Annotated in this window: 16 protein-coding genes; 7 read left to right on the forward strand and 9 right to left on the reverse strand. The window is 73.4% G+C overall.

What is annotated here, in order from left to right:
- Positions 1 to 66 precede the first annotated feature (66 nt).
- Both pyk and ACIP98_RS09125 read right to left on the reverse strand, forming a co-directional pair.
- Positions 67 to 1,506 carry a pyruvate kinase gene (pyk, locus tag ACIP98_RS09120; RefSeq protein ID WP_401974600.1) on the reverse strand — a complete coding sequence of 480 codons (1,440 nt, stop codon included), beginning with the start codon at positions 1,504 to 1,506 and terminating at the stop codon, positions 67 to 69.
- A 221-nt stretch (positions 1,507 to 1,727) separates the two neighbouring features.
- Positions 1,728 to 2,435, reverse strand: a complete 708-nt coding sequence (locus tag ACIP98_RS09125; RefSeq protein ID WP_401974603.1) for an SIMPL domain-containing protein — start codon at positions 2,433 to 2,435, stop codon at positions 1,728 to 1,730.
- 150 nt (positions 2,436 to 2,585) lie between these two features.
- Between ACIP98_RS09125 and ACIP98_RS09130 the strand changes: the two genes are divergently transcribed.
- Positions 2,586 to 4,397 (forward strand): bifunctional metallophosphatase/5'-nucleotidase, encoded by a 1,812-nt coding sequence (locus ACIP98_RS09130; protein WP_401974605.1) that lies wholly within the window; start codon positions 2,586 to 2,588, stop codon positions 4,395 to 4,397.
- 4 nt (positions 4,398 to 4,401) lie between these two features.
- On the opposite strand, the gene ACIP98_RS09135 is transcribed toward ACIP98_RS09130, so the two are convergent.
- On the reverse strand, positions 4,402 to 5,325 hold the full coding sequence (locus tag ACIP98_RS09135) for a LysR family transcriptional regulator (protein ID WP_401974830.1): 924 nt from the start codon (positions 5,323 to 5,325) through the stop codon (positions 4,402 to 4,404).
- A 94-nt stretch (positions 5,326 to 5,419) separates the two neighbouring features.
- Here ACIP98_RS09135 and ACIP98_RS09140 point away from each other — a divergent pair, with 94 nt between their 5' ends.
- The 3 genes from ACIP98_RS09140 to ACIP98_RS09150 are packed head-to-tail and all read left to right on the forward strand — an operon-like array spanning position 5,420 to position 8,801.
- Entirely contained in the window at positions 5,420 to 6,121 is a 702-nt protein-coding gene (locus tag ACIP98_RS09140; RefSeq protein ID WP_401974606.1) for a succinate dehydrogenase cytochrome b subunit, read from the forward strand.
- Positions 6,122 to 6,123: 2 nt separating this feature from the next.
- Positions 6,124 to 8,058, forward strand: coding sequence for a fumarate reductase/succinate dehydrogenase flavoprotein subunit (locus tag ACIP98_RS09145; RefSeq protein ID WP_401974609.1), 1,935 nt, complete (start codon positions 6,124 to 6,126; stop codon positions 8,056 to 8,058).
- Complete coding sequence (locus ACIP98_RS09150) at positions 8,055 to 8,801, forward strand: succinate dehydrogenase/fumarate reductase iron-sulfur subunit (protein WP_319661130.1); 747 nt, start codon at positions 8,055 to 8,057, stop codon at positions 8,799 to 8,801. The genes ACIP98_RS09145 and ACIP98_RS09150 overlap by 4 nt, the downstream gene beginning before the upstream one ends.
- Here ACIP98_RS09150 and ACIP98_RS09155 read toward each other — a convergent pair.
- From ACIP98_RS09155 to ACIP98_RS09175, 5 genes are all read right to left on the reverse strand, one after another.
- Complete coding sequence (locus tag ACIP98_RS09155) at positions 8,755 to 10,212, reverse strand: lysine N(6)-hydroxylase/L-ornithine N(5)-oxygenase family protein (RefSeq protein WP_401974612.1); 1,458 nt, start codon at positions 10,210 to 10,212, stop codon at positions 8,755 to 8,757. The two genes, ACIP98_RS09150 and ACIP98_RS09155, sit on opposite strands and share 47 nt — an antisense overlap.
- Complete coding sequence (locus ACIP98_RS09160) at positions 10,199 to 11,593, reverse strand: pyridoxal phosphate-dependent decarboxylase family protein (RefSeq protein WP_401974615.1); 1,395 nt, start codon at positions 11,591 to 11,593, stop codon at positions 10,199 to 10,201. The genes ACIP98_RS09155 and ACIP98_RS09160 overlap by 14 nt, the downstream gene beginning before the upstream one ends.
- Positions 11,594 to 11,787: 194 nt before the next feature.
- Positions 11,788 to 14,283 (reverse strand): aminopeptidase N, encoded by a 2,496-nt coding sequence (pepN, locus tag ACIP98_RS09165; RefSeq protein WP_401974618.1) that lies wholly within the window; start codon positions 14,281 to 14,283, stop codon positions 11,788 to 11,790.
- Between the two features lie 74 nt (positions 14,284 to 14,357).
- Complete coding sequence (locus tag ACIP98_RS09170; protein WP_401974621.1) at positions 14,358 to 14,960, reverse strand: sortase domain-bontaining protein; 603 nt, start codon at positions 14,958 to 14,960, stop codon at positions 14,358 to 14,360.
- A 4-nt stretch (positions 14,961 to 14,964) separates the two neighbouring features.
- On the reverse strand, positions 14,965 to 15,126 hold the full coding sequence (locus tag ACIP98_RS09175; protein WP_401974624.1) for a hypothetical protein: 162 nt from the start codon (positions 15,124 to 15,126) through the stop codon (positions 14,965 to 14,967).
- 162 nt (positions 15,127 to 15,288) lie between these two features.
- On the opposite strand from ACIP98_RS09175, the gene ACIP98_RS09180 reads away from it, so the two are divergent.
- From ACIP98_RS09180 to ACIP98_RS09190, 3 genes are all read left to right on the forward strand, one after another.
- Entirely contained in the window at positions 15,289 to 15,693 is a 405-nt protein-coding gene (locus ACIP98_RS09180) for a VOC family protein (RefSeq protein ID WP_319661124.1), read from the forward strand.
- 762 nt (positions 15,694 to 16,455) lie between these two features.
- Entirely contained in the window at positions 16,456 to 17,484 is a 1,029-nt protein-coding gene (locus ACIP98_RS09185; RefSeq protein WP_401974627.1) for a class I SAM-dependent methyltransferase, read from the forward strand.
- Positions 17,485 to 17,517: 33 nt separating this feature from the next.
- A complete protein-coding gene (locus ACIP98_RS09190; protein ID WP_319661122.1) occupies positions 17,518 to 18,420 on the forward strand; it encodes a hypothetical protein in 903 nt (300 codons plus the stop codon).
- A 31-nt stretch (positions 18,421 to 18,451) separates the two neighbouring features.
- Here the strand turns inward: ACIP98_RS09190 and ACIP98_RS09195 are convergent, their stop codons facing one another.
- On the reverse strand, positions 18,452 to 19,432 hold the full coding sequence (locus ACIP98_RS09195; protein WP_319661121.1) for an alpha/beta hydrolase: 981 nt from the start codon (positions 19,430 to 19,432) through the stop codon (positions 18,452 to 18,454).
- Positions 19,433 to 19,503: the final 71 nt, after the last annotated feature.

Here is a 19,503-nt window from a genome sequence, read left to right on the forward strand (position 1 = left end):
GCAAGCTGGTTCCGCCCCTGACGCGCGCTGTCCGCCCGATGGCTGGACGCGGCCTTCGGCCCGCCGTCAGCGGGCCGAAGGGAAGTCGTCCTCCCCGATGTGGTGCACGCGCACGAGGTTGGTGGAGCCCGGCACGCCGGGCGGCGAGCCGGCCGTGATGACCACGGTGTCGCCCTTCTGGCAGCGGCCGATCCGCAGCAGCTGCTCGTCGACCTGCTCGACCATCTGGTCGGTCGTCTGCACCACGGGCCCGATGAAGGTCTCCACGCCCCAGGTGAGGCTGAGCTGCGAGCGGGTCGCCGGCTCGGGGGTGAACGCCAGCACGGGGATCGGCGAGCGGTAGCGGGACAGCCGCCGGGCGGTGTCGCCGGACTGGGTGAACGCCACCAGGTACTTGGCGTCCAGGAAGTCGCCGATCTCGGCCGCGGCACGGGCGACGGCACCGCCCTGGGTGCGGGGCTTGTTCTGCTCGGTCAGCGGCGGAAGGCCGCCCGCGAGCATGTCCTCCTCGGCCGAGGCGACGATCCGGCTCATGGTCTTCACGGTCTCGACGGCGTGCTTGCCGACGCTGGTCTCGCCGGACAGCATCACCGCGTCCGCGCCGTCCATGACCGCGTTGGCGACGTCGGAGGCCTCGGCGCGGGTGGGCCGGGAGGACTCGATCATCGACTCCAGCATCTGGGTCGCGACGATCACCGGCTTGGCATTGCGCCGGGCGAGGGTGACCGCGCGCTTCTGGACCAGGGGGACGGCCTCCAGCGGCATCTCGACGCCGAGGTCGCCGCGGGCAACCATGATCCCGTCGAAGGCGGCGACGATCTCCTCCAGGTTCTCCACCGCCTGCGGCTTCTCGATCTTGGCGATGACGGGGACCCGCCGGTCCTCCTCGCGCATGATCCGCAGTACTTCCTCGGCGTCCCGGCCGCTGCGCACGAAGGAGAGCGCGATGATGTCGACGCCGGTGCGCAGCGCCCAGCGCAGGTCGGTCACGTCCTTCTCGGACAGGGCCGGCACGGACACGGCGACGCCGGGAAGGTTCAGTCCCTTGTGGTCGGAGATCAGCCCGCCCTCGATGCACATGGTGCGGACGCGGGGGCCGTCGACCTCGGTGACCTCCAGGGTGACCCGGCCGTCGTCGACGAGGATCCGCTCACCGCGCGTGACGTCGGCGGCGAGACCCGCGTACGTCGTGCCGCAGATCAGCCGGTCTCCCTGGACCTCCTCGGTGGTGATCGTGAACTCGTCACCACGTTCAAGGAGTACGGGTCCTTCGGCGAAACGTCCCAGCCGGATCTTCGGGCCTTGAAGGTCCGCGAGGATTCCCACGCTGCGGCCGTTCTCGTCGGAGGCCTTGCGCACGCGCTGGTACCGCTCTTCGTGATCGGCAAGGCAGCCATGGCTCATGTTCAAGCGGGCGACGTCCATCCCGGCCTCGACCAGAGCCTTGATCTGGTCGTAGCCGTCGGTGGCGGGCCCGAGGGTGCAGACGATTTTTGCTCGGCGCATGGGGCGAGCCTATGACCTACTTCACAGTAGAGACCTCGCGGGAAGCGACTGTCCAACGTCGTCGTGATTAACGCTTGCCGACAACCGATGAACAGACGTGCACGGCATTCGGGGCGATACCGGCGCGCATGCCATGAACGCCATGAATACGGTGAACACCGTGAAAACCGCCGATGGCCCCGGCCGTCGGTCGTCCGGCAGCCCGCGGCCCCCTGTCGAGGTCAGGCCGACAGGTCCGGGGCCGTCATGGTGAAGTGCGCGGTGACCTGGGCGTACACGCTCTGTTGCTCCGGTTCCATGTCAAGGGCCTGAGCCATGTCCTCCGCGGCGCCCGGCGCACCGGCGAAGGCGGCGGCCCGCATCGCCGGGCGTCCCTGGTACGGCAGCGTCTGCTGCATGCCCTCGTCGGCCAGTTCGACCAGGGCGAGCAGCCGCGCGCCGAGCGCCTCGGCGTACTCGCGGGCGCGCTGCACGGCGTCGCGCACGGCCAGCTGCCGGGCGGCCCGGTAGGCCGGGGAGTCCGGGCGCAGCGACCACCAGGGGCCGTCGACCCGGGTGAGGTCGAGGTCGGCCAGGCGGGTGGTGAGTTCGCCCAGGGCGGTGAAGTCGGTGAGGGTGGCGCCGATGCGAACGCTGCCGTGGTAGGCCCGGATCCGCTCCCCCCGGCGGCGCTCGCGCAGCTCCGGGGTGATCACGAAGGCGCCGGTCTCCAGCTTGTCGACCGCCTCGCCGTAGCCCTTGACCAGTTCCAGCACTTGGGCGTTGCGTCCGCCGAGGTCGTCCAGGGTGCCGCGGCGGTCCGTGCCGCGGGCGCTGACGGTGACGGCGATCCGGGCGAGTTCGGGCTCGACCTCGAGGGTCGCCTCGCCCCGGACGCCCACGTGCGGGACCTCGGGGGTCGGGTACGTCCTGGGCGCTTCGTTCGTCATGCGTCCCACTGTCCCAGGGCGGGACGTCGATGACGAGTCATCTGATCGCAACGTGGCGGGGGTGTTGCGAGGTGGAGGGACTGGGCCAGAATCTACGCGCGTTACCGCAAAGAACCGCCCATCGTTTCGTCAATCAACGGGAGCCGACGTATGCCGCTCAACCGCAGGGACTTCCTCAACCGCTCCGCCGCCACGGGGGCGGGCATCGCGCTGACCGGCGCGGCCGGCGTGCTGGCCACGGCGGCTCCCGCACAGGCCAAGAGCCACAAGCCGGAAGAGCCCGAGCGCTACTCGTTCAGTGTCCTCGGCACCACGGACCTGCACGGCAACGTCTTCAACTGGGACTACTTCACGGACGCCGAGTTCGACGACAAGCCGCACAACGACGTCGGCCTGGCGAAGATCTCCACGCTGGTCAAGCAGCAGCGCGCCGCCAAGGGCCGCCGCAACGTCCTGCTGATCGACGCGGGCGACACCATCCAGGGCACGCAGCTGTCGTACTACTACGCCCGGGTCGACCCGATCACCGCCAAGCACGGCCCCAAGCACCCCATGGCCCAGGCCATGAACGCCATGGACTACGACGCGGCGGCGCTCGGCAACCACGAGTTCAACTACGGCATCCCGCTGCTGCGCAAGTTCGAGGACCAGTGCAAGTTCCCGCTGCTGGGCGCCAACGCCCTGGACGCCAGGACCGGGCAGCCCGCCTTCGCGCCGTACTCCCTCCACCGGATGCGGGTGCAGGGCGCGCCGGACGTGACGGTGGCCGTCCTGGGCCTGACCAACCCGGGTATCGCGATCTGGGACAAGGGCAACGTCCAGGGGAAGATGACCTTCCCGGGTCTGGAGGAGCAGGCGGCCAAGTACGTGCCTCGGCTGCGCGCGATGGGCGCCGACGTGGTCATCGTCTCGGCGCACAGCGGCACTTCGGGCACCTCCTCCTGGGGTGACCAGCTGCCGTACGTGGAGAACGCGGCGGCGCTGGTGGCCGAGCAGGTGCCGGGCATCGACGCGATCCTCGTGGGCCACGCGCACAACGAGATCCCCGAGTACGTGGTGGCCAACAAGCAGACCGGCCAGGGCGTGGTGCTGTCCGAGCCGGCGAAGTGGGGCCAGCGGCTGACCGTCTTCGACTTCGAGATGGAGAGGGTCAACGGCGCCTGGGAGGTCGTCACGGTCGGTGCGTCCGTGCTCAACTCCAACACGGTCGAGGAGGACCCGGAGATCGTCGGGCTGCTGCGCGACGAGCACGCGAAGGTCGTGGAGTACGTGAACCAGGTGATCGGCGACTCCGCGGTGGCCATGTCGGCCACCGAGTCCCCGTACAAGGACACCCCGATCATCGACTTCATCAACCATGTGCAGGCCGAGACGGTCAAGGCCGCGCTGGCGGGCACCGAGTACGCCGCGCTGCCGGTCCTTTCACAGGCCGCGTGCTTCTCCCGCACGGCCGCCATCCCGGCGGGCCGGGTCACCCTGCGCGACGTGGCCGGCCTGTACGTGTTCGAGAACACGCTGGAGGCCCGCATCCTGACCGGTGCGCAGATCAAGGCGTACCTGGAGTTCTCCGCGAACTACTTCGTGCAGACCCCGGCCGGCGCGCCGGTCGACGTGTCGAAGCTGACCAACGCCGGCAACACCCCGGACTACAACTACGACGTGGTCAGCGGCGTCAGCTACGAGATCGACATCGCCAGGCCGGCCGGCTCGCGCGTGACGAAGGTGACCTTCCAGGGCGCGCCGATCGACGAGTCCGCGCGTTTCGTGTTCGCGGTGAACAACTACCGCGCCAACGGCGGCGGCAACTTCCCCGGTGTCGCGACCGCGCCGCAGGTGTGGGCGAACTCCGAGGAGATCCGGAACACGATCATCACCTACGTCGAGGAGACCGGCACCATCGACCCGGCGCGGTTCGGCGACGGGGACTGGAAGCTGACCCGCGACGGCGTGCCGGTGTTCTGATCCGTCAGGCCGGCGGGTGCGCGCGGCGGGATGCGCGGTCCCTGTCCCGTACGTGCTCCAGCAGCACCCGGCGCAGTTCGCGCGCGGCGCGCGGCGGTTCGGCGTCCTTGCGGTGGGCGAGGGCGACGGTGCGCTGCAGGCCCGGTGCCGCGAAGGGCGTCGTCCGCAGCCGCGGGCGGCGCCCGGCGACCATGCTGGGCACGACGGCGTGGCCGAGCCCCGCCTCGACGAAGCCGAGGACGGCGTCCATCTCGCCGCCCTCGATCGCCAGGCGGGGCTCGAAGCCGGCGGCCCGGCACGCGCCGACGGTCAGTTCCCGCAGGTCGTAGCCGCGGCGGAACATCACCAGCGGCTGATCGCGCAGATCGGCCACCTCGACGTCGGGGCCGGGCCAGGGCGGCGGCGTGTCGGCCGCGGTGACCACGACCAGGTCTTCGTGGAGCAGCGGGGTGGCGTCCAGCGCCGGGTCGTGGCTCTGCAGGGGCAGCACGATCAGCGCCAGGTCCAGGCTGCCGGAGGCCAGCTCCCGCACCAGGTCGCGGGAGCCGCCCTCCTCCACGACCAGCCGGATGCCCGGGTACCGGGTGTGGAAGTCGCGCAGCACGTCGGGGAGCAGGCCGGTGCACAGGCTCGGCGTGGCGCCGAGGCGGACCCGCCCGCGGCGCAGCTGCACCAGTTCCTGCACCTCCTGCGTGGCGGCCTCGGTGTCCGCGACGATGCGGCGGGCGATCGGCAGCAGCGCCTCCCCGGCGTCGGTGAGCGCGATGTTGCCCCGGGCCCGGCTGAACAGCTCCGCGCCGAGTTCCCGCTCCAGGGCCTTGATCTGCTGGGACAGCGAGGGCTGGGCCACGTGGACGCGTTCGGCGGCCCGGGTGAAGTGCCGGGTGTCGGCGACGGCCAGGAAGTACACGAGTTGCTGGAGCTGCACGCTGCCCACGGTAGTCGACGATAGGGCCGGCCTATCGAAACGAGCCCGAACGTGTCTTGGACCTTTCAATACGGTGAGACCTAGCGTCAGCCGCATGGCTTTGGCGACGAGAGCGGTGCGACCGTCCGCGGTGCGGGCGCTGTGGGGCTCGACCGTGGGCAAGAAGGCGGTCATGGCCGCCACCGGCGTGATCATGCTGCTGTTCCTGGTCGCGCACATGGCGGGCAATCTGAAGATCTTCTTCGGCCCCACGGACTTCAACGCGTACGCGGCGTGGCTGCGCACCATCGGCGAGCCCGCGCTGCACAACGGCTGGTACCTGTACATCCAGCGGACGGGCCTGGTGGTCGCCGTCGTCCTGCACGGCGTGGCCGCCTACCAGCTCAGCCGGCGCGACATCAAGGCGCGCCCGGCGAAGTACGTGCACTCACGGCCGCGCGCCAGCTACGCGACCCGGACGATGCGCTGGGGCGGGGTGATCCTCGCCCTGTTCATCGTGTGGCACATCCTCGACCTGACGACGCTGACGGTGAACCCCCGCGGCCAGGCGGAGCACCCCTACGAGAACGTGGTGGCCGACTTCCGGCTGTGGTGGGTGAACGTCGTCTACATCGTGGCGATGCTCGCCCTCGGCCTGCACATCAGGCACGGCTTCTGGAGCGCGGCGCAGACCCTCGGCGCGGTCACCAAGCGCAGCGACCGGGCCCTGAAGGCCACCGCGAACGTGCTGGCGCTGGTGCTGACCGCGGGATTCATCGTCGTACCCGTCGCCGTGATGACCGGATTGGTGGACTGACCATGCAGTACCGCGAGGGCGAGCCGATCGCCGACACCAAGGCGCCCGCCGCTCCCATCGAGGAGCGCTGGGGCCGCCGCAAGTTCGAGGCGAAGCTCGTCAACCCGGCCAACCGCCGCAAGCACAAGGTCATCGTCGTCGGCACCGGCCTGGCGGGCGGATCCGCGGGGGCGACGCTGGCCGAACAGGGCTACCACGTCGTGCAGTTCTGCTACCAGGACTCCCCGCGCCGGGCGCACTCGATCGCCGCCCAGGGCGGCATCAACGCGGCGAAGAACTACCGCAACGACGGCGACAGCGTGCACCGGCTGTTCTACGACACCGTCAAGGGCGGCGACTTCCGGGCCCGCGAGTCCAACGTGCACCGCCTCGCCGAGGTGTCGCTGCAGATCATCGACCAGTGCGTGGCCCAGGGAGTGCCCTTCGCCCGCGAGTACGGCGGCCTGCTGGACACCCGCTCCTTCGGCGGCGTCCAGGTCTCCCGCACCTTCTACGCCCGCGGCCAGACGGGCCAGCAGCTCCTCCTCGGCGCCTACCAGGCGCTGTCCCGGCAGATCGACGCGGGCACGGTGGAACTGCACGCCCGCACCGAGATGCTGGACCTGATCGTGGTGGACGGCCGGGCCCGCGGCATCGTCGCCCGCGACCTGGTCAGCGGCGAGATCTCGGTGCACCTGGGCGACGCCGTGGTGCTGGCCAGCGGCGGCTACGGCAACGTCTTCTACCTGTCGACCAACGCCAAGGGCTCCAACGCCACCGCCATCTGGCGGGCGCACCGCCGGGGCGCGTACTTCGCCAACCCCTGCTTCACGCAGATCCACCCGACCTGCATCCCGCGCTCGGGCGACCACCAGTCGAAGCTGACGCTGATGAGCGAGTCGCTGCGCAACGACGGCCGCATCTGGGTGCCGAAGGCCAAGGGCGACGACCGCCCGCCCCACGAGATCCCCGAGGACGAGCGGGACTACTACCTGGAACGGATCTACCCCTCCTTCGGCAACCTGGTGCCCCGCGACATCGCCTCCCGCGCCGCAAAGAACGTCTGCGACGAGGGCCGCGGCGTCGGCCCCGGCGGCCAGGGCGTCTACCTGGACTTCGCCGACGCGATCGCCCGCATGGGGCGCGCCCGGGTGGAGGAGAAGTACGGCAACCTCTTCGAGATGTACGAGCGGATCACCGCCGAGGACCCGTACACCCGGCCGATGCGGATCTACCCCGCCGTGCACTACACGATGGGCGGTCTGTGGGTGGACTACGACCTGCAGACCACGATCCCCGGCCTGTTCGCGATCGGCGAGGCCAACTTCTCCGACCACGGCGCCAACCGGCTCGGAGCCAGCGCCCTGATGCAGGGCCTGGCCGACGGCTACTTCGTGCTGCCGGCCACGATCAACGACTACCTGGCACGCGGCCCCCACGAGGCGGTCGGCCCCGACCACCCGGCGGTCACCGAGGTCGTCGCGGAGGTCGAGGACCGGCTGAACCTGCTGCTGGCCGTGGACGGCGACCGCACCCCGGACTCCTTCCACCGCGAGCTCGGCGAGCTGATGTGGGACGAGTGCGGCATGGCCCGCACCGAGAGCGGCCTGCGCAAGGCGCTGGAGCGCATCCCCGCGCTGCGCGAGGAGTTCTGGCGCCGCATCAAGGTGCCCGGCAGCGGCGAGGAGTTCAACCAGTCCCTGGAGAAGGCCAACCGCGTCGCGGACTTCCTGGAGCTGGCCGAGCTGATGTGCCTGGACGCGCTGCACCGCGCCGAGTCCTGCGGCGGCCACTTCCGCGAGGAGAGCCAGACCCCCGACGGCGAGGCGCTGCGCGACGACGAGAACTTCTCGTACGCCGCCGCATGGGAGCACCCCGGCGACGGCGGCACGCCGGTGCTCCACAAGGAGGCGCTGACCTTCGACTACGTACACCCCACCCAGCGGAGCTACGCGTGAACCTCACCCTGCGCATCTGGCGCCAGCGGTCCTCGCAGGACGACGGCGCCATGGTCACCTACCGCGTCGAGGACATCAGTCCCGACATGTCGTTCCTGGAGATGCTCGACGTCCTCAACGAGGAGCTCATCCTCGCGGGCGACGAGCCCGTCGCCTTCGACCACGACTGCCGCGAGGGCATCTGCGGTGCCTGCGGCATGGTCATCAACGGACAGGCGCACGGCCCGGAGCGGACCACCACCTGCCAGCTGCACATGCGGCACTTCCAGGACGGCGACACCGTCGACGTCGAGCCGTGGCGGGCCGCGGCCTTCCCGGTGGTCAAGGACCTGGTCGTGGACCGCTCGGCCTTCGACCGGGTGATCCAGGCCGGCGGGTACATCTCGGTGCCGACCGGCAGCGCGCCCGAGGCGCACGCGACGGCCGTCCCCAAGGAGGCCGCCGACCTCGCCTTCGAGCACGCGGAGTGCATCGGCTGCGGGGCGTGCGTGGCGGCCTGCCCCAACGGCTCGGCGATGCTGTTCACCTCCGCCAAGGTCAACCACCTCAATGTGCTGCCGCAAGGTGGTCCGGAGCGGGAGACCCGGGTGCTCAACATGGTCGCCGCCATGGACGACCAGGGCTTCGGCGGCTGCACCAACACCGGTGAGTGCGCCACGGCCTGCCCCAAGGGCATCCCGCTGCCGTCGATCGCCGCTATGAACCGCGAATACCTGCGGGCCGTGCGGAAGGGATCTCGCTGACCGGGGCCGTGGCCGAGGTCAGGCCGTAGGTCGTGAAGGCCGTGCGGGCGGGGAGCGGATAGGGCTCCCCGCCCGTCACGGAGTTGAGGATGACCGCCGAGCGCCATGCGGCCAGGCCCAGGTCGGGGGCGCCGACGCCGTGCGAGTGGCGGTCGGCGTTCTGCACGTACACCGATCCGCCCACCGCCGGGTCCAGCACGATCCGGTGCTGCTCGTCGATCCGGGGCCGGCCCGCCCCGTCGTGGCGGATGTACGGGTCCAGGGCCGCCAGCAGCCTGCCGGTGGGCCGCTCGCGGTAGCCGGTGGCGAGCACCACGGCGTTGGTGACCATCCGGGTGCGGGTGCCCTGCTCCTGGTGCTCCAGGTGGAGTTCGACCGCGCCCATGCCCAGCCGCCCGGCGGTGCGCACGGTGACACCGGGGGTGAGGACCGCGTCCGGCCAGCCGCCGCCGAGGGAGCGGCGGTACAGCTCGTCGTGGACGGCGGCGAGGGTGCCGTGGTCGACGGCCCGGTGCAGTTGCCACTGCCGGGGCAGCAGACCGTCGCGCACCGGCTCGGCGAGGCCGTGGAAGAAGCGCGCGTAGTCGGGGGTGAACTGCTCCAGGCCGAGCTTGCTGTACTCCATCGGCGCGAAGGCGGGGCTGCGCGCGATCCACGTGATCCGCTCGCTCCCGGCGGGGCGGCCGCGCAGCAGGTCGAGGAAGACCTCGGCGCCGGACTGGCCGGCGCCGACGACGGTGACGTGGCCGGCGGCCAGCAGCCGGTCGCGGTGCGCCAGGTAGTCCGCGGAGTGCACGACCTGCACCGCCGGGGCCTCGATCAGCGGGCGCAGCGCCTCGGGGACGTACGGTTCCGAGCCGATGCCGAGGACCAGGTTGCGGGCGTGGCGGACGCCGCGCCCCACGGCCTGCCCCTCGGAATCGAGCCGGGTGTGGCCGACCTCGAACAGGCCGCGGCCCGGGTTCCAGCGGACGCTGTCGACCCGGCGGCCGAAGTGGGTGCTGGTCAGGGACTCGGCGACCCAGCGGCAGTAGGCGTCGTACTCGGCGCGGTGCACATGGAAGCGCTCGGCGAAGTAGAACGGGAACAGCCGCTCACGGGCTTTCAGCCAGTTCAGGAAGCTCCAGCGGCTGGAGGGGTCGGCGAGGCTCACCAGGTCGGCCAGGAACGGCACTTGGAGGGTGGCGCCCTCGATCAGCAGCCCGGGGTGCCAGCGGAAGGCTTGCTCCTGGTCGTAGAAGGCGGCGCTGAGGGACGGGACGCCGTCGGCGAGCGCGGCCAGGGAGAGGTTGAACGGCCCGATGCCGATGCCGAGCAGGTCGTAGGGCTGCTCGGCGTGCGAGGCGGCCGCTTCGGCGTACGCGGTGTACGTGGTGTCTTCGGCGTACTCGGTGTTGTCAGCCACGGTCATCGGGCGTGCTGCCTTCCTGATGGGTCGCGCACACGAGCGCGAGGAGTGCCTCGAGGTCGCCGGCGGCCTGCGCCGGGTTGAGGAGGGTCGCCTTGAGCCACAGCCGTCCGCCGGCGCGGGCCCGGCCGAGGACCGCCCGGCCGTCGAGCATCAGCCGTCGCCGGATCGCGGCGACCGCGTCGTCGCCGGCCCCGGCGGGGCGCAGCAGCACGGTGCTGATCGCGGGGCGGGCGTACAGGGTCAGGTCCGGGTGCCGCTCGACCAGGTCGGCCAGCTCGCGGGCCCGGTCGCAGACGGTGTCCACGAGCCGGCCCAGGCCTTGCCTGCCGAGGGCGCGCAGCGTCACGGCGATCTTCAGCACGTCCGGGCGGCGTGTGGTGCGCAGCGAGCGGCCGAGCAGATCGGGGAAGCCGGCCTCGGTGTCGTCGGCGGCGTTGAGGTAGTCCGCCTGGTGCCCGAGCGGACGCAGCGACTCCCCCTCGCGCACGGCGAGCACACCCGCGGCGACCGGCTGCCAGCCGAGCTTGTGCAGGTCCAGGGTGACGCTGTCGGCCTCGGCCAGCCCGGCGAGCCGCGGCGCCTCACGGTCGCTGAACAGCAGGGGGCCGCCGTAGGCCGCGTCCACGTGCAGGGCGGCGCCGTACTCCCGTGCGGCGCGGGCGAGTTCGGGCAGCGGGTCGACGGCCCCGGTATCGGTGGTCCCGGCCGTGGCGACGAGCAGGGCCGGGCCCGGGACCGCGGCGAGCGCGGTGCGTGCCCGCGCGGGGTCGAGCACCCCTGAGGGGGTGTCGAGGACCACCGGCTCCGGCATCCCGAGCAGCCACGCGGCGCGCGGCACGCTGTGGTGGACGTTGGCCCCGGTCACGATCCGCACACCGGGGGCGCGTTCGCGGGCGAGTAGCAGGGCGAGCTGGTTGGACTCGGTACCGCCGGTGGTGATCAGCGCGTCGGGCGCCGCCGCCCCGGGGTGGACGAGGCGGGCCAGCGCCGCCGTCACCGCCGCCTCCAGGGCGGTCGCCGCGGGGGCCTGGTCCCAGGAGTCCATCGAGGGGTTCAGCGCGCTCGCGGCCAGGTCGGCGGCCGCGGCCACGGCCAGCGGCGGGCAGTGCAGATGTGCGGCGCAGAACGGTTCCGCCGGGTCCGCCGCGCCTTCCGCGGTCAGCCGCACCAGCGTCCGCAGCGCCTCCTGCACCCCGGTCCCGTGCTCGGGCAGCGCCTCTCCCAGGGTCTGCGCGACCCGCGCGGCGACCGCCTCCGGCCCGCCCGCGGGCAGGGGTCCCGCGCGCCGCGCGGCACCCTCCGCGAGCGCGTCCAGCACCACCCCGAGCAACGGTCGCAGCCGGCCCGGCCCTCCCCTGCCGCCGGCGAGCTGAGGTGACACGGCCTGGCACCCTCCGAGAACACAGCGATCACCGCCGCGCGACCCGTCCGCGCGGTCCGGACTGCGTAACGACGCCGCCCGCGCGGGGATGCTGCCCCGACCTCGAAGTACCCCTCATCGGACCCGCAGTTTGCGCGCACGCGGGCGCGGGGGCGAGGGCACGTCAGGCGCGCCCTCGCCCCGGGAGTGAGCGGTCACGCGCCCCGCACGCGCAGGGCGCGGGCCAGGTCGTCGAGCTGGTCGACGAGCCTGCGCCGCAGGGCGGGGGTGGGAGCGGGGTCGGCGGAGCGGACGCAGGCCTCCCCGAGGGCGAGGACGGAGGCGTCCACGACCGGGAGGGGGAAGGCCCAGCGGCCGGCGGCGTCGGCCAGCGCGGGCCCCCGGCGGGCGGCGAGGGCGACGGCGGCCGGGTAGTAGCGGGGCACGTAGTCGCCGAGGAGGGCGAGCTGCTCGGGCTGCCAGAAGCCCTGGGCGGTCGCGGTGAACAGGTAGTTGGAGAGCGTGTCGTCCTCGAACATCGAGGTCCAGGCCTCCCGCTTGGCCTCCGCGTCGGGCAGCGCGGCCCGGCAGCGGGCGGCGCCCTCCCGGCCGGTGGCGCTGGGGTCGCGCTCGAGTTCCGCGTCGATGTCGGCGCGGTCGGCGGCGCCCAGGACGCTGAGCCGGGTGAGGATCTGCCAGCGCAGTTCGGGGTCGAGCGGCGGCCCGTCCGGCAGGGTCCCGGCGGTGAGCCAGCCGCGCAGCTCGGCCGGGTCGGTGACGGCGGTGATGAGTTCGCGGGCGGCGGCGAGCCGCATGCCGGGGTCCTCGTGGCGGAGCAGCTCGCGGGTGAGGGCCTCCAGTACGGCGAGGGCCCCGGGCCGCTGCCCGGCGGGCAGGTACCGGTCGGCGAGCTGGACGCGGGCGAAACCGAGCACGCCCTGCACCACGGCGAGGTCGGTCTCGTGCGGCAGGTGGGCGCGGGCCACGTCCAGGTAGGCGGCCGGAGGCAGTTCGCCGTCGCGCACCATGTCACGGGCGGCGTTCCACACCAGGGCCCGCGCGAGCGGGTCGGGCAGGCCGCTCAGGCCCTGGACGAGGGTGTCCCAGGACCGGGCGTCGAAGCGGATCTTGGCGTACGTCAGGTCCTGGTCGTTGAGCAGCACCAGGTCCGGGCGCGGCCCGGGCCGTGTCGCGGCGGCCTCGGCGCCCGCGGGGACATCGGTCTCGAAGCGTTCGCGCAGCACGAGCCGCGCCGGGTCCGCGGGGTCGCGGTCGTACGCGGCGACCGCGATGCGGTGCGGGCGCTCGCCCACACGGACCACCTCGGGCCGCCAGCCTCCGTCGGCCTCGGCCGGGACGGGGGTGAGGGTGTCGACGCCGGTGGTGCGCAGCCAGCGGTCGGCCCAGGCGTGCACGTCCCGGTCGGTGGCGGAGGCGAGGGAGTCGATGAAGTCGGCGAGGGCGGCGTTGCCGAACCGGTGCCGGGAGAAGTGCTCGTTGATGCCGGCCAGGAAGTCCTTGCGGCCGAGCCACGTCACGAGCTGGCGCAGGGCGGAGGCGCCCTTGGCGTACGAGATGCCGTCGAAGTTGAGCAGCGCCGACGCGGTGTCGGGGACGGCCTCGGGGTCCGGGGCGACGGGATGGGTGGAGGGGCGCTGGTCGGCGTCGTAGCCCCAGCCCTTGCGGGCGACCGCGAAGTCGGTCCAGGTGTCGGTGAAGCGGGTGGCCTCGGAGAGCACCTGGTAGCCCATGTACTCGGCGAAGGACTCGTTCAGCCAGATGTCGTCCCACCAGCGCAGCGTGACGAGGTCGCCGAACCACATGTGGGCCATCTCGTGGGCGACGACCATGCCGCGGGTCTGCCGCTCGGCGTCGGTGACGGCGGACCGGAAGACCATCTCGTCGCGGAAGGTGACCAGGCCGGGGTTCTCCATCGCGCCCGCGTTGAACTCCGGGACGAAGGCCTGGTCGTAGGAGTCGAACGGATAGGGCTCCGCGAACAGTTCGTGGTAGCGGTCGAAGCAGCGCCGGGTGATGTCGAAGAGCTCCTCGACATCGGCGTCGAGGTGGGGCGCCAGCGAGCGCCGGCAGTGCAGTCCGAAGGGCAGGCCGGCGTGCTCGGTGCGCACCGAGTGCCAGGGGCCCGCGGCGACCGCGAGCAGGTAGGTGCTGATGCGCGGGGTCGGCGCGATCCGCCAGTGGCCCTCGGCCTCGCCGGTGCGCTCGGCGACTCCGTTGCCGAGGACGGTCCACGCGGGCGGCGCGGTGACGGTGACCTCGAAGACGGCCTTGAGGTCGGGCTGGTCGAAGGCGGCGACCACGCGCTGCACGTCGTCCAGGAAGAGCTGGGTGTACAGGTAGGTCTCGCCGTCCGCCGGGTCGGTGAAGCGGTGCATGCCCTCCCCGGTGCGCGAGTAGCGCATGTCGGCCTCGATCCGCAGCTCGTGCGGGCCTTCCGTGAGCCCGGTGAGCGGCAGCCGGTTGTCCTCCAGGGCGGCGGGGTCGAGGGCGTGGCCGTCGAGCACGGCGCGGTGCAGGGCGGCGGGCTTGAGCTCGACGAAGGTGTCGCCGTCGGCGAGGGCGGTGAACCCGATGACGGTGGTGGAGCCGAACACGTCGGCGCCGCGGGTCAGGTCCAGGTCGACGGCGTAGGTGTGGACGTCGAGGAGCCGGGCGCGGGTCTCGGCCTCGGCACGGGTGAGAGCAGGCATGCCGCCATGCTGCCTCATGGGCCGTGCGACCCGCACGGGAGTTCCCCCGCCCGGTCCGGCGGCCGTGCCGGGCGTCAGGAGGAGCGGACCGCGGCGGCGTCGACGATCAGGCTGTCGCCCTGGCCGCGGGTGCAGGTGATCAGGCGCAGGGAAGGGCCTCCGGCGCCGGTGGACCAGGCCTCGGCGGGCCGGGAGCGGCCCGGGACCCGGACGACCCGGGTGACCGTGAAGCGGGCGCGGCTCCCGTCGCGGCGGGTGACCACGACCGTGTCCGCGGGACGCAGGTCGCCGAGGTCGTGGAAGACCCCGCGGCCGCTCCCGGTGTCGTGGTGGCCGACCATCACGGCGGTGCCGGGGTCGCCGGGCGCGGCGCTGCGGTCGTACCAGCCGGCCCAGCGGCGGCCCTCCTCGGCGCCCGGCGTCTGCAGGCTGCCGTCGTCGTTGAGCCCGAGGTCCAGGACGCGGGCGTGGACCCAGGCGCGGGCTATGTCGAGGCGTACGGGGGTGTGGCCCGCCGGGTCGGCGGCGCGCGCGGAGGTGCTGCCGTGCACGACGGCGTCGGCGCGTCCCGAGCCGGTGCGCCAGACGGCCCAGGCGGTCCCCGCGGCGGCCGCGACGAGCAGGGCGAGGGCGAGCACGTTGACCCGCCGGTGGGCCGTCGTCACGGGGCCGCCCACGGGCTCACCGAGGGTGGACCGCGTAGCGCACGCCCCACACGCCCAGCGCCAGCAGTCCCGCGAACACCGCCGTGAGCGGGCCGCACACGACGGCCGCGCAGCACACGAGGAGGGTGACCCCGGCGGCGAGGGCGGCGGGCATCAGGGGCACGGGCAGGGCATGCATCGCGGCGGGTCCTTCGCGGCTGGCGGCTACGTCGACGGTCCCCAGGGTACGGAGCCGGGTGCGTGCCGCGCCTCCCCCGGCCGTCCCTGTCGGTATCCACCGAAAGTATGGTCCCGGCCGCGGGCCTTGCACCTCAGGTATGACAGCGGGCAGGCTCGCCGGATGATCGCCACCTTGCAGCTCACCGTGATCGACTGTCCCGACGCGCGGGCGCTGGGCGCCTTCTACCAGGGCATCCTCGGCGGAGCCCTGGACGGCTCCGACCCTTCCTGGGTGACCCTGACGGCACCGGGCGGCACGCGCTTCGCGTTCCAGGAGGTGCTCTTCCACCGCCCGCCGCAGTGGCCGGACCCGGAGCACCCGCAGCAGTTCCACCTCGACTTCGAGGTGCCCACCCGCGCGGACGTCGAACGGGCCCAGGGAGAGGTCGTCGCCCTGGGCGCGACCTTCCTCCACGACAGCGGCGGCGAACACAGCGGTTTCCGCGTCTTCGCCGACCCGGCAGGCCACCCCTTCTGCCTCTGCTACGGCCAACTCCCCCCGCCCCCGGCCCCCGCAGCGCTCTGACCGGCCGCGGCCCCCGCAGCGCCCTCGCGGCTGCCGGAGGCCGAGCGCGCGGGCACCCGAAGACCCCCGCGCCGGGCCCTGCCGCATGCGGGTGACCCCGCGTCCCCGGGAGTCACCCCCGCAGCGCCCTCGCGGGCGCCGGAGTCCGGGCGCGCGGGCGCCCGAAGGAGCCTCCCCGCGCCTTGGCCTGCCCGCACACCGGGCGCGAGCGCAGCGCTCGGCCCACGCAGGCGGTCACACGGACACGGTCCGGGCCCACGCCCGGCCCGTACCGCATCCGCGTCCCCGGGAGTCACCCCCGCAGCGCGTCGCGGGCGCCGGAGGCCGAGCGCGCGCGGGCACCCCAAGCCGCCCCCGCGGCTTCGCCGGCCCGCACACCGGGCGCGAGCGCAGCGCTCGGCCCACGCCACGCGGAGGCGGAGGCGGACGGCCCGCGGATGGTCCCCTCCCCCGCGTGCCAGGCTCGGCAGTTCACCACGTCAGGCCGATCCGGGGTGGTGATCGCAGCGCTCGGCCCGCGCCGCCCGCGGGCCCGAGGCCTCACAGGGACGGCCGCGCTGCCGCGATGCGCACCGCGGGCGTTGCCGACCGCCCGGCGGGGCCGCGCCACCGCGACATACCGGGGTTCCGGACGGTTCCGGCCCGCCCCGCGGGCACCCGCATCAGCCGGATGTCGGCGGTCACTTGTACGGTGTCCGTACGTCGACGCGTCCGGGGGGATCGGCCGGGGGCGAACGGATTCGGCCGAGGGGGACGGACGGCATGGTGGCGGGGGCGCACGCGTACGAGCCGGTGGAGCACGATCCGCAGGATCCGGAGGCGGTGCGCCGGGTGACGTATGTGCTCTTCCTGCCGGACGGGCGCTGCGCGGTCCCCGCGCAGGGCCACGGCGGCGCGGGCCTGCGGCTGCCGTCGGGGCGGGTGCTGCCGGGCGAGGACTGGGTGCTCGACACCTCCGAGCGGGTGCCGCTGATGACCGCCGGCTTCCTGCGGCAGCGCGTGCACCCCTTCGCCTACGACGGCGTGGAGCTGCGGCTGTACGCCTGGCTGGACGGCGACCGTTACCGCGGCCGGCGGCCGCACACCCGGGTGGAGCTGTTCACCGGGACCCCGCAGGAGGTCGCCGCGCGGCTGGCGGACCGCACCGAGCGGCGGGCGGTGCTGGACGCCGCGCGCTCCTTCCGGGAGCAGGACGACGCCTCGTGGTTCGCGGACAACCTGCGGCTGATCCAGCCCGCCTATCTGCGGGCGGCGACCGCCGAGGGCGGCTCCGGCTTCGGCGGCGGCCCGCAGGAGTGGCGGGCGCGCCGGTCGATGGTGGTGGACGCGCTGCACCGGGACGGCGCCTTCCTCGACATCGGCTGCGCCAACGGGCTGCTGATGGAGTCGGTGCGGACGTGGGCCGCCGAACGCGGCCGGGCGATCGAGCCGTACGGGCTGGACATCGCGCCGGGGCTGGCGGAGCTGGCACGGCGGCGGCTGCCGCAGTGGGCGGACCGGATAGCCGTGGGCAACGCGCTGGACTGGCGGCCGGCCGGCGGCCGACGCTTCACCTTCGTGCACGTCCTCGTGGACTGCGTGCCGCCGGCGAGGCTCGGCGGACTGCTGCGCCGGCTGCTCGCCGAGCTGGTGGAGCCGGGCGGGCGGCTGCTGGTGAGCGCCTACCAGCCGGCCGGCGGAGAGGCGCCGGGCGCGGCGGAGCGGCTGGCGGCGCTGGGGATGCCGGTGGCCGGTTCGGCGTCCGGTACGGGACCGGATCGCACGGCGACAACGGCGTGGCTGGACGCGTAGGCTCGTAGCGTCGCACCGCTTGGGGGAGGCGCCGTGGGCGAGCCGTCGTCCAGCCCGATCGAGCACGGCTTTCCGCACCTGGAGAAGGTGCGGTCCGCCCTGACCGCGCTCTACCGCAGGCTGTCGTACGACACCGTGAGCCGGTTCGCGGCGAGCGTCCGCCCCGAGGCCGTGGAGTTCCCGCCGGACGAGGACCTGCACCTGGGCGCGCAGCGGGTGGCCGGGGTCATCGTGCGGCACTTCCGGCTGCCCGAGGCCCGCATGGTGGTGAGCTTCCGCGACATGACGCACGCGGGCAACGTGGAACTGGCCTCCGGCCCGGAGTACTTCGTGGAGCTGCACGACCGCTTCCGCGAGGACCGGCGCGACGTGGGCGCGGCGCTGGCGCACGAGGTCATGCACGTGTACCTGCACCGGCTCGGCCTGGAGTTCCCCGGGACGCGGGACAACGAGATCCTCACGGACACCGCGACCGCCTACCTCGGCGCGGGCTGGCTGCTGCTGGACTCCTACCGGGAGGAGCCGGCGCTGTTCGGCGACCGGGTGACGATGGCGGCGTCGAAGCTGGGCTACCTCACCCCGGAGGAGTTCGGGTACGTCCTGGCCAAGCGCGCACTGGCCTTCGGCGACGACATCGAGCCCTGGCTGACCGGCCCGCGGGCCCGCGACGCCTACCGGGACGGCCTCGGGCTGGCCCGCGACGACCTGCGGAACGCGCCGCTGCTGGGCTGCGGCTGGGCGAACCGCCGGCGCTACGCCCACGACCGCCGCCGCGGAGCCGCGCACCCGGTGGCCGGTTACGCCTTCGAGGGCGAGGCGCCGATGCGGGTGTCCTTCCCCTGCCCCACCTGCCACCAGCGCATCCGGGTCCCGGTGCGCGGCCGGGTGAAGGCACGGTGCGGGCTGTGCCGCACCGTGCTGGAGTGCGACACCTGAGCCGGTGCCCCGGCGGGGTGCGGCGTGCCGGTCAGGCGCGGGCCGGCGCCGTCTCGCGCAGGAAGTCCAGCAGCGCCGTGTTGACCTCGGCCGGGCGCTCCTGCTGCGTCCAGTGGCCGCAACCGGGGAGCACGACGGGCTCGCGCAGCGTCGGGTAGAGCTGCGGCAGCACCGCGAGGAGGTCGGAGGCGCCGGGGAGGGCGTGGACGACATCGCGGTCGCCGGTGACGTAGAGGCCCGGGACCTGGAGGGTCGCACCGCTCCAGGGCGCGGTCAGCCGCCAGTTGCGGTCGAGGTTGCGGTACCAGTTGAGTCCGCCGGTGAAGCCCTGGGGCCCGTACTCGGCGGCGAAGGTGGCGACGTCCTCCTCGGTGAGCCAGGCCGGCAGTTTCTCCGGATCGCCGACGAGGTCGAGGAACCCGCCTCCCGGCGGGACCAGCGGCTCGGCGGGGACCGGGTCGTTGGCCGGGTTGTCGCCGGAGGCGCCGTACAGGAAGCGGCGGAAGGTGGAGTCCGGGTCGGCGGCGAACTCGGCGTCGGCGACGCCGGGTTGCGCGAAGTAGTTCCAGTAGAAGCGCCCGTCGTAGCGCTCCTGCATGGCGACCAGCGGGGGCGTGTCCCCGCTGCGCGGGGTCGGTGGGACGCTCAGCCCGGCCACGGCCCGTACGACGTCGGGGCGCAGCATCGCGGTGTGCCAGGCGACGGGGGCGCCCCAGTCGTGGCCGACGACGACGGCCGTGTCCTCTCCGAGGGCGTGGATCAGCCCGATCACGTCGCCGACCAGGTCCAGCACGGTGTACGCGTCGACGGCCTCGGGGCGGTCGCTGCGCCCGATGCCCCGCTGGTCGGGCGCGACCACCCGGTAGCCCGCGGCGGCGAGCGGTCCGAACTGGTGGCGCCAGGAGTACCAGCACTCGGGGAAGCCGTGCAGCAGCACGACGAGGGGTCCCTCGCCCTCCTCCGCGATGTGGAGCCGGATACCGTTCACTTCGGCAAAGCGGTGTTCGACCATGACGTTCAGGCTATGCCCACGGTGCCCCGGCCGCGCCGCCGGAATTGGCCACTCGGCGGGCCGGCCCGCGG

It is taken from the genome of Streptomyces sp. NPDC088354 (genome assembly GCF_044753585.1).
Lineage (GTDB): Bacteria > Actinomycetota > Actinomycetes > Streptomycetales > Streptomycetaceae > Actinacidiphila.

Coding starts and splice junctions, on each gene's coding strand:
- pyk (WP_401974600.1), bottom strand. CDS start 1,506: ATGCGCCGAGCAAAAATCGTCTGCACCCTCGGGCCCGCCACCGACGGC.
- ACIP98_RS09125 (WP_401974603.1), bottom strand. CDS start 2,435: ATGACGAACGAAGCGCCCAGGACGTACCCGACCCCCGAGGTCCCGCAC.
- ACIP98_RS09130 (WP_401974605.1), top strand. CDS start 2,586: ATGCCGCTCAACCGCAGGGACTTCCTCAACCGCTCCGCCGCCACGGGG.
- ACIP98_RS09140 (WP_401974606.1), top strand. CDS start 5,420: ATGGCTTTGGCGACGAGAGCGGTGCGACCGTCCGCGGTGCGGGCGCTG.
- ACIP98_RS09145 (WP_401974609.1), top strand. CDS start 6,124: ATGCAGTACCGCGAGGGCGAGCCGATCGCCGACACCAAGGCGCCCGCC.
- ACIP98_RS09155 (WP_401974612.1), bottom strand. CDS start 10,212: ATGACCGTGGCTGACAACACCGAGTACGCCGAAGACACCACGTACACC.
- pepN (WP_401974618.1), bottom strand. CDS start 14,283: ATGCCTGCTCTCACCCGTGCCGAGGCCGAGACCCGCGCCCGGCTCCTC.
- ACIP98_RS09175 (WP_401974624.1), bottom strand. CDS start 15,126: ATGCATGCCCTGCCCGTGCCCCTGATGCCCGCCGCCCTCGCCGCCGGG.
- ACIP98_RS09180 (WP_319661124.1), top strand. CDS start 15,289: ATGATCGCCACCTTGCAGCTCACCGTGATCGACTGTCCCGACGCGCGG.
- ACIP98_RS09185 (WP_401974627.1), top strand. CDS start 16,456: ATGGTGGCGGGGGCGCACGCGTACGAGCCGGTGGAGCACGATCCGCAG.
- ACIP98_RS09195 (WP_319661121.1), bottom strand. CDS start 19,432: ATGGTCGAACACCGCTTTGCCGAAGTGAACGGTATCCGGCTCCACATC.